12 protein-coding genes are annotated in these 12,166 nt (G+C 62.0%); 6 read left to right on the top strand and 6 right to left on the bottom strand.

Features of this window, described 5'->3' with window-relative positions:
• Positions 1-42: 42 nt before the first annotated feature.
• The gene (locus tag ACKAMS_RS03485; protein WP_020971029.1) at positions 43-1,038 is read right to left on the bottom strand and encodes an alpha/beta hydrolase family protein; all 996 of its coding nucleotides are present in this window, start codon (positions 1,036-1,038) and stop codon (positions 43-45) included.
• Positions 1,039-1,239: 201 nt separating this feature from the next.
• Complete coding sequence (locus tag ACKAMS_RS03480; protein WP_042953101.1) at positions 1,240-1,830, bottom strand: heme-binding protein; 591 nt, start codon at positions 1,828-1,830, stop codon at positions 1,240-1,242.
• Between the two features lie 184 nt (positions 1,831-2,014).
• On the opposite strand from ACKAMS_RS03480, the gene ACKAMS_RS03475 reads away from it, so the two are divergent.
• A complete protein-coding gene (locus tag ACKAMS_RS03475; protein ID WP_020971031.1) occupies positions 2,015-3,184 on the top strand; it encodes a sensor histidine kinase in 1,170 nt (389 codons plus the stop codon).
• Entirely contained in the window at positions 3,181-3,810 is a 630-nt protein-coding gene (locus ACKAMS_RS03470; protein WP_019745626.1) for a response regulator transcription factor, read from the top strand. Before ACKAMS_RS03475 ends, ACKAMS_RS03470 begins: the two co-directional genes overlap by 4 nt.
• Before the next feature lie 20 nt (positions 3,811-3,830).
• Here the strand turns inward: ACKAMS_RS03470 and catC are convergent, their stop codons facing one another.
• From catC to catA, 3 genes are read right to left on the bottom strand one after another with little or no spacing between them, the layout of a single operon-like run.
• Positions 3,831-4,112, bottom strand: coding sequence for a muconolactone Delta-isomerase (catC, locus tag ACKAMS_RS03465; RefSeq protein WP_021331788.1), 282 nt, complete (start codon positions 4,110-4,112; stop codon positions 3,831-3,833).
• A gap of 11 nt (positions 4,113-4,123) precedes the next feature.
• Positions 4,124-5,245, bottom strand: a complete 1,122-nt coding sequence (locus ACKAMS_RS03460; protein WP_408988603.1) for a muconate/chloromuconate family cycloisomerase — start codon at positions 5,243-5,245, stop codon at positions 4,124-4,126.
• Between the two features lie 29 nt (positions 5,246-5,274).
• Positions 5,275-6,114 carry a catechol 1,2-dioxygenase gene (gene catA / locus ACKAMS_RS03455; protein WP_019745628.1) on the bottom strand — a complete coding sequence of 280 codons (840 nt, stop codon included), beginning with the start codon at positions 6,112-6,114 and terminating at the stop codon, positions 5,275-5,277.
• A gap of 198 nt (positions 6,115-6,312) precedes the next feature.
• Here catA and ACKAMS_RS03450 point away from each other — a divergent pair, with 198 nt between their 5' ends.
• Positions 6,313-7,083 (top strand): IclR family transcriptional regulator, encoded by a 771-nt coding sequence (locus tag ACKAMS_RS03450; protein WP_020909385.1) that lies wholly within the window; start codon positions 6,313-6,315, stop codon positions 7,081-7,083.
• Here ACKAMS_RS03450 and ACKAMS_RS03445 read toward each other — a convergent pair.
• Entirely contained in the window at positions 7,080-8,018 is a 939-nt protein-coding gene (locus tag ACKAMS_RS03445) for an AraC family transcriptional regulator (RefSeq protein WP_020909386.1), read from the bottom strand. The genes ACKAMS_RS03450 and ACKAMS_RS03445 overlap by 4 nt on opposite strands.
• Positions 8,019-8,293: 275 nt before the next feature.
• On the opposite strand from ACKAMS_RS03445, the gene ACKAMS_RS03440 reads away from it, so the two are divergent.
• The 3 genes from ACKAMS_RS03440 to benA all read left to right on the top strand — a co-directional run bounded on the left by ACKAMS_RS03440 (position 8,294) and on the right by benA (position 12,162).
• Positions 8,294-8,863 (top strand): flavin reductase family protein, encoded by a 570-nt coding sequence (locus ACKAMS_RS03440; protein WP_019745631.1) that lies wholly within the window; start codon positions 8,294-8,296, stop codon positions 8,861-8,863.
• Between the two features lie 11 nt (positions 8,864-8,874).
• A complete protein-coding gene (locus ACKAMS_RS03435) occupies positions 8,875-10,503 on the top strand; it encodes a 4-hydroxyphenylacetate 3-hydroxylase family protein (protein ID WP_020909387.1) in 1,629 nt (542 codons plus the stop codon).
• Positions 10,504-10,764: 261 nt separating this feature from the next.
• Positions 10,765-12,162: a benzoate 1,2-dioxygenase large subunit gene (gene benA, locus ACKAMS_RS03430; protein ID WP_003940124.1), complete on the top strand. Its 1,398-nt coding sequence runs from the start codon at positions 10,765-10,767 to the stop codon at positions 12,160-12,162.
• Positions 12,163-12,166 lie beyond the last annotated feature (4 nt).

The raw sequence follows: 12,166 nt of genomic DNA, 5'->3' as shown, positions 1-12,166 counted from the left end.
ACTTGACGCATACGCCAGTCCGGAGAGATCCTCACATCTGCGTCACCAGGCGTTCATGGTGTCGAGAATTTGTCCTCTGGCCATCCACAATTCAGCAGACCAATACGGCCAGGAGTGAATCCCGGCGGGCGGAAAGCTGTACGTCGCTGGGATTCCCATGGATTTCAGACGAATCTCGAATGCACGCGCATGCACCCACGAGAGCGCCTCCAGCCCCATACCCGTCGCCGTGTGGAAGTAATCGATCGGCGCAGACGGATGATCGTACGGTCCCGGGATGCCGTTGGACGACGAAATGTACATCGACAGTCCGCGAAGCGATTCCGCGTTGACGAACGGGTCGTTGCGAAGCCACCCGGATGACCACGGCGGGCCCCACATCGAATCGACGTTGTACCGGCCGGCGTCGAACATGGCTACGCGGATCGCCTCACGCATACCCGGGCCCGAGATATTGATGTAGCCGGACAGCGAGCCCGCGAACTTGAACTGATCCCGATGATGCCCCGCCAGGTTCAACGCGGCACTGCCGCCCATCGACAACCCGATGATCGCATTGTTGGTTGGCGAAACACCATACCCTGCAAGGAAGTCCGGAAGCTCGCGTGTGAGAAACGTTTCCCACCTGTACGTTATGGGCTGAGCATTGAAATTGGACGGCGCGTACCAGTCCGTGTAGAAACTCGACTCACCGCCGACCGGCATCACCAACGTGATGTTGTCGTTGCGGTACTGATCGAGTGCGTTGGTTTCGAAACTCCAAGCATTCCTGTCGTTTTGCGCGCGAAGACCGTCAAGTAGGTACAACGCGGCGTTGCCGCCCCGCGCGGCCCACTGCACCTGAACCTTGATGTTTCCCATCGAAGACGGGACCCACAACTCGTCGTAACCACCCCATGGCGCCGTGTGCGCCGGAGTAGCGCTCGCGGCGGTCGGACCGAACATGCCGCCGAGGAGGAAGATCGACAACAACGCCGCTACGAGCACCCGCGCCCGCCGTGTATTGCGTTCGGGCAACCTGAATCTGATTCTCTGCAAGGTTGTGTCTTTCCCCGAAACTGCGCATCAAGAAACTCGCTTCGGTAAGTGCATCGTCGGTTCCACTGTCGACGTGTTTGTCCATTTCCGGGGGCTCCGGTGTTACAAAGTCGAGGTCATCGCAACAATCGGACAACTGTCGTGCCGAGCGAATCCAGGTGGCGAAAAGCACAATTCACGAAGCACGCTGAATGCGCTCACTCAGCCGAGTGACGAAGCGATCGCATCACGACCTGCTGCAGCACACGCTTGGTCCTGCATTCCGTCCGGTGCACCACCGACACCGATGCCGGCGATCGACGCGGATCCAGCCTTCACAGTGACTCCACCTGCAAGGAAGAGAGTGCCGGGGAGGTCGGCGATGGTCGATCCCTCGCCTTTGGTACGCTGCGAGAGGTCACTGGTGTCGGCTCCGAAAGCTGCAGAGGTGTACGCCTTCTCACGTGAGGCCTCCACCGTGTGCTGGGCTGCGTTGTCGCCGCGCACCATGGCGATGACATTTCCCGCACGGTCGACGACGGAGACGGTGACAAATCCGAGCCCGTCCGCCCGGCATTTTGCCAGGGCCGCACCAGCAGCCTTCACTGCTGCGTCGGCGCTGAGTCGATTCTGAGTGACAATCGCCGAATCGCCGGTCGCAGCAGGCTGCTGCGTGGCAGAAATCGACGTCGTGCTCGATGCGTTCGCCACCGGTGTGTCGGTGGTCGAGCACGCGGCGCTGGCAAGGATTGCGACAACCGGAACGGCGACAGCGAGCGTACGGGGAAGTCGTGTGTAAATGCGGTGGTTCATGTCGGGCACACTTTCAGTCGAATGGTTCGAAACCGTCCACTACAGCGTCGCGTCCGAATGCGGGTGCGCACATCGGGCGCTCGGGTGACGAACCGTGCCCCGTCTGGTTGTGCAGATATCATCCGAATGGTTGATACGACGGCCTGGCACCCTCCGTAATATTCGAGGGATGAGTAACGGAGCCATGAACGCCGACGCCGAACTCGGCCTGCGCGGCCCGTTGGCATATGCGATCCACGCGTCGTTCTTCGTACTGCTGTCCACGTCAGGAGTCCGGTACGTCACAGTCCACGGGACCAGCGGTCGGTTCGGGGTGGTACTCGTCCTGGCCGTGGTCCTCGCCTTGCTCTACGCCGTGATGGCTACGGTGTCTTCGCGAGATGTGGTTCGCCAACGACTGTGGATGTGGCCGGTACTGAGCACCTGGGCAGCGCTGGTCTGGCTTGCGCCGAGTTTCGCGTGGTGTGCGTTCCCCGTTCTCTTCCTCTGTATTCGTCTGTACCCGAGCAAGATCGCCTACCCCCTCGTCGGGATCCTGGGCGTCCTCGCCGGAATCGCGTTCTACCGAGTCACCGGTCGTGCCGAATTGGTGACACTGCTCGGACCTCTGTGCACCGCGGCACTGGTCGCGGCAGCGTACGGGCAGATGGAACGAGATGCCCGAGAACGCCTTCGGCTTCTACGTCAGGTAGCAGAAGCGCAATCTGCATTGGCAGATACCGAACGTGCTGCCGGCGTTGCCGCTGAGCGAGAGCGCCTCGCGCGCGAAATCCACGACACCGTTACTCAGGGACTGGCGAGCGCTCTTCTACGACTCGAGGCAGCCGAACAAACTTGGAATACAACGGGTTCGCCGTCTCGAGCCGATGTCGATGCCGCAGCAGAGAACATCCGAACGAGCTTGATGCAGAGTCGCGACCTCGTCCACGATCTGGCACCGGCCAAGGGCGGTACGGGCGACTTCGACGCCTTGGTCGTGGCCGCCGCCCGCCAGTTCGTCCCGACCGTTCGGATCCGCACCGTCGGTGAAGCCGTCATCTTGCCCTCGGACGTAGCTCATGCCATCGTGCGAGTGGTCTCGAGCGCGTCCTCCAACATCGCCCGCCACGCTCGCGCCGAAACGGCGGGCGTGACGATCACGTATCTCGACGACTCCGTCTCCGTGGACATCTTCGACGACGGCGTCGGCTTCGATCCGGGAAAGCTCGCCGACCATTCTCGGTACGGTGGATACGGCCTACGTGCGATGCGAAGTCGCATCGCACAGCTCGGCGGATCGTTCACCGTGGAAAGTGCACCGGGAGACGGCACCGTCGTCGCGGCCCAGTTCCCTCTCGAACGGAGGATCCGGTGACCACCACCATTCGCGTGTTCCTCGTCGACGATCATCTGGTCGTGCGAGCCGGGCTGAGAGCGCTGCTGAACACTCAGCCGGACGTCGAAGTAGTCGGCGAAGCATCGTCCGGTGAGGGGGCGGCCACGGCGATACCGTCGGCCTCACCGGATCTGGTGATGATGGATCTGGACATGGGCACCGGCATGCACGGTGCAGAAGCGATCAAACGCTTGCGAAGCGACGGTGTCGATGTTCCCGTACTGGTTTTCACGACGTATGACACCGACGCCGACGTCGTGCGGGCCGTCGACGCCGGTGCCATCGGTTACCTACTCAAGGACTCAACGCCCGACGAGATCTTCGGCGCAGTGCGCGGCGCGGTAGCCGGGCGCAGCGTTCTCTCTCCCACTGTGGCCTCTCGTCTTGTCCAGCAGATGCAGCGCCCGCAGGAAGCGCTCACCGCCCGTGAGTCCGAACTGCTCAGCCTGCTCGCCGAGGGGATGACCAACCGCGAGCTGGGTAAGGCACTCTTCATCAGCGAAGCGACGGTGAAAACACACCTCGGGCACATCTACGCCAAGCTCGGCGTCGACACCCGCTCTGCCGCAGTGTCCGTCGCATTGCGCCGCGACGGAATACGCTGACCCGCCCGCCCGCGCAGGCTCTACTTGATCGAAGATCCGTGCTGCGTCAACGGCATGACCTCGATGGTCATGTACGGGAACAGCGGGAGGTTCCAGAGAATCTCATGGAGTTCGTCAGCCGACTCGACGTCGAAGATGCTGATGTTGCTGAACTGTCCCACAATTCGCCACAGATGCACCCACTTTCCCTGTCGCTGAAGGTCTTGCGAGTACGCCTTCTCCGTTGCGACGGTATCGGCACGAACTGCCGGATCCAGGTCGCGCGGAATATCGACGTCCATCCGAACGTGAAAGAGTGCCATGGTTTTATCCTCTAGTTCCTGGTCCAGGTTTTGACGGCGTCCATGTTCAGTTCGACTCCCAGGCCAGGCCCGGCGGGAAGGTGCAGCTGACCCTCGGAATACTTCAGGGGTTCCTGAAGCAACTCTTCGCTGAAGAGCAGTGGGCCGAAAAGCTCTGTTCCGAAGTTGATTCCGGGCTCGGCGCACGCGAAGTGCAACGAAGCCGCTGTGCCGATCGGACCTTCGATGGACGTCGCACCGTGGCACGCGATACCGGCGGCCTTGGCAATCGCGACGATGTCGCGGCTGCGCTGGAGGCCACCACACTTGGTGGTCTTGAGGGCGATGACATCGGCGGCGCTCCGGCGGGCGATTTCCAGAGCGTCATGTGGGGTCTGCACACTCTCGTCGGCCATGATCGGAATCGGCAGTAGCCTACTGAGTTCAGCGAGGACCTCGATTTGGTCTGCCGGAGTGGGCTGTTCGATCAGTTCGACTCCACCGTCTGCGAGTTGTGGCAGGTGCCGCAGCGCCGTGAAGCGATCCCACCGCGCGTTGACGTCGACGCGGACGCCGGCGTGGCCGTCGAGCGCCTGCGCGATGCTGACGATGCGCGCGACGTCGACCGCCGGGTCGAGTGCTCCCATTTTCAGTTTGAAGTTGAAATTGAGCCGGGATTCGAGCTTTTCGTGAGCTTCTTCGATGATCTCGTCCGCCGGCGCAGCACCCAGTGCCCACGTGACGTCGACACTCTCGCGGAAAGCCCCGCCGAGGAGCGTGTGCACGGGGACTCCCAGGCTACGTGCCCAGGCGTCGTGCAACGCCACGTCGACGGCGGCCTTCGCGAATCGTGCATTGGCAACAACTTTTTCGATGTCGGCCATGATCGCGGTGATCTGATCCACGCGCCTGCCGACCACCACCGGCGCGATGTACTTCTCGATGATGACCTGCATCGTCTCCACCGATTCGCCGCCCCACCACGGACCGCCCGGAACGACACCTTCGCCATATCCGATAACACCGTCGGATGTGCGAATCGCGACCAGCAACAACGGCTGCGCCGTCATCGACGTGGTGGCGAACTTGTGGGGGCGAACCAGCGGAACGTCGAGGATGGTCGTCTCGATGGAGACGATCGACAGGTCTGTCATCAAATCACTTTCTTCAGAGCAGTTGTGGATCAGGCCGGATCGAGCACGAAGTCGTACGTGACCCGGTTGATTCCATCGGCACCCGGCTTCGGATCGAGAATCAGTTCGGGCTTCGTGGCAGTTGCCACGTCGTTCTCGATCCACTCACCGTCCTTGAAATAGAGCTGCGTAGTGATCGTGCGCTTACCGGGTGCCTTCACCATTAGGTGCAGGTGAGCCGGACGCCACGGGTGCCAGCCGGCCTTCTCGATGAACCAACCGGTGGGTCCGTCGGTCGGGATCTGGTACGGCGCAGGCTGAATCGTGGTGATCTCGAACCGTCCCGCTCCGTCGGTCACGATCGTTCCGCGGAGGTTCCCGTCGGGGATGTGCGGCGCGAAATGGGAGTAGTAGCCCTCGTCGTCCGCGTGCCAGAGTTCGACGGTGGCCCCATCCAACCCGTTGCCGTCGAGATCGCGAACCTGGCCCTCGAAGACCAGCTTCGATCCAACCTCGTTGTCACGCATCGGAAGTTCACACTTGGATGGCAACGTCTTGGCGTCGGCGACGTAGTAGGGGCCCTCGATGCTTCCCTTGGTGCCATGCTGGCCGCGGTACGCAACCTCCTCGACGTTGTGCTCGAGGAAGACGTCCAGCCACAGGGGCCACTCGCCGAACTGGCCGATGTCGATGAGCCACTGCTTGAGGACGCGGTACTCGGGGTAGGTGATGCCGTGCTTGTCGATGACGCCGGCAAGTGCCTCGAGCACGTCCTTGGCGATGGCCGAGACGCGCTCGGGCGGGGTGTCCGCGCTGACTCGTTCCTGGAGGAACTTGTCGGTGGCGGCCGTGCCCGAACCTACTGCGGTGGGGCTCTCGGAAGTTGTCATGTGGTCCTCCTCGGGGCCGTATGTGGCTGTTACCGGGTGGGTGCCGTACTGCTGGGCTGAGTCGGCTTCCCAAGTCTGGTTGTACGCTCTGCGTACATCTGTTACGCTCTGCGTACGCTTGTACTGTGCGCCCAGTCACAAGGTTTGTCAACCTTCGAGGGCACTGATCAGGCATACCCGCAGATGAGAGGTCATTCCGTGAGCGAGAACGATCGCGATTACATCCAGAGCATCGAGCGTGGATTTGCTGTGCTGATGGCCTTCGACGAGAAGAACCCCAACCCGTCGCTCGCAGATCTTGCCGCCGAAACGGGGCTCTCCCGCCCCGCGGTCCGACGTATCCTCCTCACCCTGCAGAAACTCGGATACGTCACCGGCAACAACAGTCGGTGGTCGCTCACCCCGCGCGTCCTGAGCATCGGCCAGCACTTCTCGGCATCGCATGCCCTGACCGAGGCGGCGCTCCCCCGCCTGCTGGAGATCGCAGAACACACTCACGAGTCGGCGTCACTGGGCGTGCTCGACGGCGTCGACGTGGTCTACGCCGCGCGTGTACCCGTACGCCGGATCATGAGCATCAACGTCAGCGTCGGTACCAGAGTGCCTGCATATGCGACCTCCATGGGCCGCGCCCTGCTAGCTTGGGCGCCAACCGAAATCGTCGACAAAGTCATCGCGAACTCCACGTTCGACGCCCTCACACCCACCACGATCACCGACGAAGGCGCATTCCACACCGCACTTCGAGTGGTGCGCGAGCAGGGTTATGCACTCACGTCCGAGGAACTGGAAGACGGCCTGATTTCCCTCGCCGCCCCCGTCCGCGACGCCGGCGGAAGCGTCGTCGGCGTGGCAGCGTGTTCGACCTCGGCAGGCAGGACAACCCCGGAAGCTTTCCGCACCGACGTCGCGCCTTTCCTTGTCGAGAAGGCGAATCAGCTCAGCGCGGACATGGGGTACCGGAGCTAACTTCTCAATACTTCGGAAGGCAACACACCGTACTTACGCCGAAAAGACGACGCGAATCGTCCGGTGTGCGTAAAACCCCATCTCACAGCGACATCGGTGACCGTCGTCGAGTCGTCGGCATCCACCAGATCTGCGTGGACCCGCCCGAGGCGGATGTCGAGCAGGCATTCCGACGGACTCCGGCCCACGTACTGCCGAAATCCCTCCTGCAATCTCCGTACGCTGACGCCCGCCACCTCGGCCATCTCTGCTGCGGTCCACACGCGGGCCGGGTCGTCGTGCATCTCGTCGAGCACCCGCTTGACGATGCGTGGCCTGGCATGTCGCACCGCGTCCTCACTTTCGGGCATTGCAGCGAGGACGAATGCCGTGACCACGGCACCGGAGAGCTGAGCTGCCACCAGTTCGTTGTGCAGCACGCCGACCGGGCCGAGTATCTGATCCGACAGTGAGCGAACAAATTTCAGCCATCTGGCTCCGTCGTCTCCCCGAAGATCCACCTGATCAGGCAAGTGCATTCCGGGCCGGCCAAGTACCTTCTCCATCTCGCGGTCGAGGTACTGACGGTCCATCCGGACTCCGACAATTTCGCAGTCCGCGCTCCACCGCGTGATTCTTGTGGTGATGTCGGGCGGACACACCGTCGCAACGCCCTCCGTCGAGAGCACGTGCGAGCCCGCGAACACCGACTCGAGCTCGCCCGAGAGCGGGATGTTCACCCCGTAGGCACCGGGATGCTCGGATTCGACCGCGACGTCTGCTCCCCATCGAATATGAGCGATCCTCAGCGGTCCCAACTCGGCGGTGCACACCCCGACTCCGCTGGCCGCGTGCCGTGACAACGGCGTGAGCGTGTGCGGAAAATAGGCGTCCGAAACCGCATCACACGCCTCGTCCCAGTCGCGGGGAGCTGTACCGATCATGGAGTCGACCATCGCCCTTCTTCACCTTCCAAACCCGTGACCAGCCACATTGCCGAGCATGAGCGCTGAACATCATTGAACACTGTGTCCCCGGTCACTTCCAAGAGGAAACGGATACAGACTTCGATCGGGTGCGCAATCCGGATAGACACCGCGCTGTACGGATCGACCGAACGCCGCGCTCGCCGTACGTTCGTCTTCACTCCCGGCGCGAGTCGTCCAGCACCTCCGCCTCCCGCACTTCGCGGCACCCTCACTCACCAGCCATCCGACAAGGAGGTCCGGTCATGGAACAAAATCAGCTTCGAGGCATCTTCGGCCAATTCGCCAGCGGCGTCACCGTCATCACCTGCACCAACGCCGACGGTCAGCCACACGGAGCCACCGTCACCGCATTCACGGCAATCTCGCTGGAACCACGCCTGTGCCAGATCACGATGACGCGAAAGTCCAAGGCGTGCGGCTACCTCGGCAACGCGCCGTTTGCCGTCAACATCCTTGCCGCCGACCAAGTGGACACGGCCATGCATTTTGCCGGCCGACCGCAGCGCACCGAACCGAAGTGGATCGACGGACCGACCGCTCCCCTGCTCGACGGCGCCGCAGCAACTATCTCGTGCGTCCCGTGGAAGGAGTACGACGGTGGTGACCACATCATCTTCATCGGTGAGATCGTCGATGCGCAGTCGAGTGGCAAGGATCCGCTTCTGTTCTACCGAAGCACTTTTCACGACCTAGGCGCCACCTCGTCGACCACAGTCTGGAACGGCAGTCAGGACGACCCCCACAGCGGATGGTTCGACGCCACCACTTCCTTCACCCCGATTCATCTTCAGCCCGCACCCCAAACGATCTGAAAGGCTTTGCCATGACGACCACCGAAATTCCTCCCACCGGCGTCGACCCCGCAGATTCCGGAGCGCCACAGGTCAATCCGGCCGCCGACAGCGAAGCCAACCGCACGAAGAACTTCGCCACCCGGCCGATGACGGGCGACGAGTACATCTCGAGCCTGCAGGACGGTCGCGAGATCTGGCTTCACGGTGATCGCGTGAAGGACGTCACGACGCACCCCGCGTTCCGGAATCCGATCCGCATGACCGCAAGGCTGTACGACGCTCTGCACACGGGCGAGCACGTGGACGCCTTGACCGTTCCGACGGACACGGGCAACGGCGGTGTCACCATGCCATTCTTCCGCACTCCGACGTCGTCGGCTGATCTACTCAAGGAACGCGACGCCATCGCGACGTGGGCACGTATGACCTACGGCTGGATGGGCCGCTCCCCCGACTACAAGGCAAGTTTCCTGGGAACCCTCCACGCCAACAAGGAGTTGTACGCACCGTTCCAGGACAACGCCGAGCGCTGGTACCGCGAATCGCAGGAGAAGGTTCTGTACTGGAACCACGCGATCATCAATCCCCCGGTGGATCGCCAACTTCCACCGGACGAAGTCGGCGACGTCTTCATGAAGGTGGAGAAGGAAACCGACGCCGGTTTGATCGTCAGCGGCGCCAAGGTGGTCGCCACCGGATCGGCGATCACGAACTACAACTTCATCGCTCACTACGGTCTGCCGATCAAGAAGAAGCAGTTCGCCTTGATCTGCACGGTACCGATGGACGCTCCGGGTGTGAAGCTGATCTGCCGCACCTCGTACACCGAACATGCTGCGGTGATGGGCAGTCCGTTCGATTACCCGCTGTCGAGCCGCATGGACGAGAACGACACCATCTTCGTCTTCGACAAGGTGTTGGTTCCATGGGAGAACGTCTTCATGTACGGCGACGTCGACCGGATCAACGCATTCTTCCCTCAATCGGGTTTCCTGCCGCGCTTCACCTTTCAGGGCTGCACTCGCCTGGCCGTCAAGCTCGACTTCATCGCCGGACTGTTGATGAAAGCACTCGAAGCCACCGGCGCCGGCGGCTTCCGCGGAGTTCAGACCCGTGTCGGCGAGGTGATCGGGTGGCGAAACCTCTTCTGGTCGTTGACCGAATCGATGGCACGCGATCCCGAACAGTGGGTCGGCGATTCGGTGATCCCGAAGCTCGAGTACGGCCTCACCTATCGAATGTTCATGATCCAGGGGTACCCGCGGATCAAGGAGATCATCGAACAGGACGTGGCGTCAGGCCTGATCTACCTGCCTTCGAGTTCACTCGACTTCAAGAGCCCGGAAGTACGCCCGTACCTCGACAAGTACGTTCGTGGTTCGGACGGCATCACCGCCGTCGACCGGGTGAAAGTCATGAAGGCTCTGTGGGATTCGATCGGCACCGAGTTCGGCGGGCGCCACGAGCTCTACGAGCGCAACTACTCCGGCAATCACGAGAACGTCAAAGCGGAACTGCTGTTCGCAGCCCAGAATCGTGGACACGCAAGTTCCATGAAGGGACTGGCCGAGCAGTGCCTGAGTGAATACGACCTCGACGGCTGGACGGTCCCTGACCTCATCGGCAACGACGACGTCTCGTTCTTCAAGAACCGGTAACCCCCTCGGCAGGTGGGGCGGACTCGCGCTGTCGAGTCCGCCCTTGTCGTCGTCTTCAGCAGGCATGGCCCATCTAGCAGAATTCGACGAACACTGCACCCTTGGTCAGGACTAGGCAATTGCCTAGTGTGACCCGAGACACACGATGTCAAGGTGAATTCAGTACCGGACGCAGCCCCGTCCGGAAAGCGGGTCCCACCGATTTGGTCCGACAGCCCTCGGCTTTCTCGGTAGGCGCCCACTCTTATCTGGAGGACACCCATGACGGATATGTTGGATGCTGCCCGCGGCACCGACCAGTTCGCGAACATCCGCGCTGTCCTCGACGACGCGCTCGTCGAGGACCCGGAGACCGGCCGCTACCAGGTGCGGCGCAGCGTCTTCACGGACGAGCAACTGTTCGAACTCGAGATGACGCACATCTTCGAGGGCAATTGGATCTACCTCGCGCACGAGAGCCAGATCCCGAACGTCGGCGACTACTTCACCACCTACATGGGCCGTCAACCCATCGTGATCACCCGCAACAAGGACGGCGAATTGGGTGCGCTGATCAACGCATGCAGCCACCGCGGTGCGATGCTCTGTCGCCGTAAGACCGACAACCGAACCACCTTCACCTGCCCGTTCCACGGCTGGACCTTCAACAACAGCGGAAAACTCCTCAAGGCCAAGGACGCTCGCACCGGCGGCTATCCGGAGCAGTTCAACAAGGACGGCTCACACGACCTGACCAGGGTGGCGCGGTTCGAGAACTATCGCGGCTTCCTCTTCGGTAGCCTCAACCCCGACGTGCTGCCGCTCGAAGAGCACCTCGGTGACACCACGAAGGTCATAGACATGATCGTCGATCAGTCACCTGACGGACTCGAAGTTCTGCGCGGTGCTTCCACCTACACCTACGACGGCAACTGGAAGCTGCAGACCGAGAACGGTGCCGACGGCTACCACGTGTCTTCGACGCATTGGAACTACGCCGCTACCACCGCTCGCCGCACCGCCGGTGAATCGTCGAACGAGACCAAAGCCATGGATGCCGGCACCTGGGGGAAGCAGGGCGGTGGATACTTCTCCTACGACTACGGCCACCTCCTGCTCTGGATGTGGTGGGGCAATCCCGAGGACCGTCCCCTGTTCGAACGCAAGGCGGAGCTGGAAGCTCAGTTCGGTTCCAAGAAGGCCGAATTCATGGTCGGTGCGTCGAGGAACCTCTGCCTGTACCCGAACGTCTACCTCATGGATCAGTTCAGCAGCCAGATCCGGCACTTCCGTCCGATCTCCGTGGACCAGACCGAAGTCACCATCTACTGCATCGCTCCCAAGGGAGAGAGCGCCGAAGCGCGCAGCAACCGCATCCGTCAGTACGAGGACTTCTTCAATGCCAGCGGTATGGCCACCCCGGACGATCTCGAAGAGTTCCGTTCCTGCCAGAAGACCTACCAGGCAGCCGGAGCCCCGTGGAACGACCTCAGCCGTGGTGTCACACACCAGATTCCCGGTCCGAACGACGTCGCGAAGGATCTCGGCATGAATCGTGTGCTCTCGAGCGGAGCCAAGACCGAGGACGAAGGCTTGTATCCCATTCAGCACGGGTACTGGCGCGACGCCATGCTTGCGGCCGTAGATGCCGAGCAAGCCGCTTCCAACCGGACCATCTGAGGAC

The sequence above is a fragment of the Rhodococcus sp. 5A-K4 genome, from assembly GCF_046097995.1.
Taxonomy (GTDB): domain Bacteria; phylum Actinomycetota; class Actinomycetes; order Mycobacteriales; family Mycobacteriaceae; genus Rhodococcus_F; species Rhodococcus_F erythropolis.
Note: the sequence above shows the minus strand (reverse complement) of the source record. Positions and strands in the feature narration are given on the sequence as shown.

Bases quoted from the DNA above. Each gene is read 5' to 3' on its own strand.
- ACKAMS_RS03480 (WP_042953101.1), bottom strand. From the start codon at position 1,830: ATGAACCACCGCATTTACACACGACTTCCCCGTACGCTCGCTGTCGCC.
- ACKAMS_RS03475 (WP_020971031.1), top strand. From the start codon at position 2,015: ATGAACGCCGACGCCGAACTCGGCCTGCGCGGCCCGTTGGCATATGCG.
- catC (WP_021331788.1), bottom strand. From the start codon at position 4,112: ATGGCACTCTTTCACGTTCGGATGGACGTCGATATTCCGCGCGACCTG.
- ACKAMS_RS03460 (WP_408988603.1), bottom strand. From the start codon at position 5,245: ATGACAGACCTGTCGATCGTCTCCATCGAGACGACCATCCTCGACGTT.
- catA (WP_019745628.1), bottom strand. From the start codon at position 6,114: ATGACAACTTCCGAGAGCCCCACCGCAGTAGGTTCGGGCACGGCCGCC.
- ACKAMS_RS03445 (WP_020909386.1), bottom strand. From the start codon at position 8,018: ATGGTCGACTCCATGATCGGTACAGCTCCCCGCGACTGGGACGAGGCG.
- ACKAMS_RS03440 (WP_019745631.1), top strand. From the start codon at position 8,294: ATGGAACAAAATCAGCTTCGAGGCATCTTCGGCCAATTCGCCAGCGGC.
- ACKAMS_RS03435 (WP_020909387.1), top strand. From the start codon at position 8,875: ATGACGACCACCGAAATTCCTCCCACCGGCGTCGACCCCGCAGATTCC.
- benA (WP_003940124.1), top strand. From the start codon at position 10,765: ATGACGGATATGTTGGATGCTGCCCGCGGCACCGACCAGTTCGCGAAC.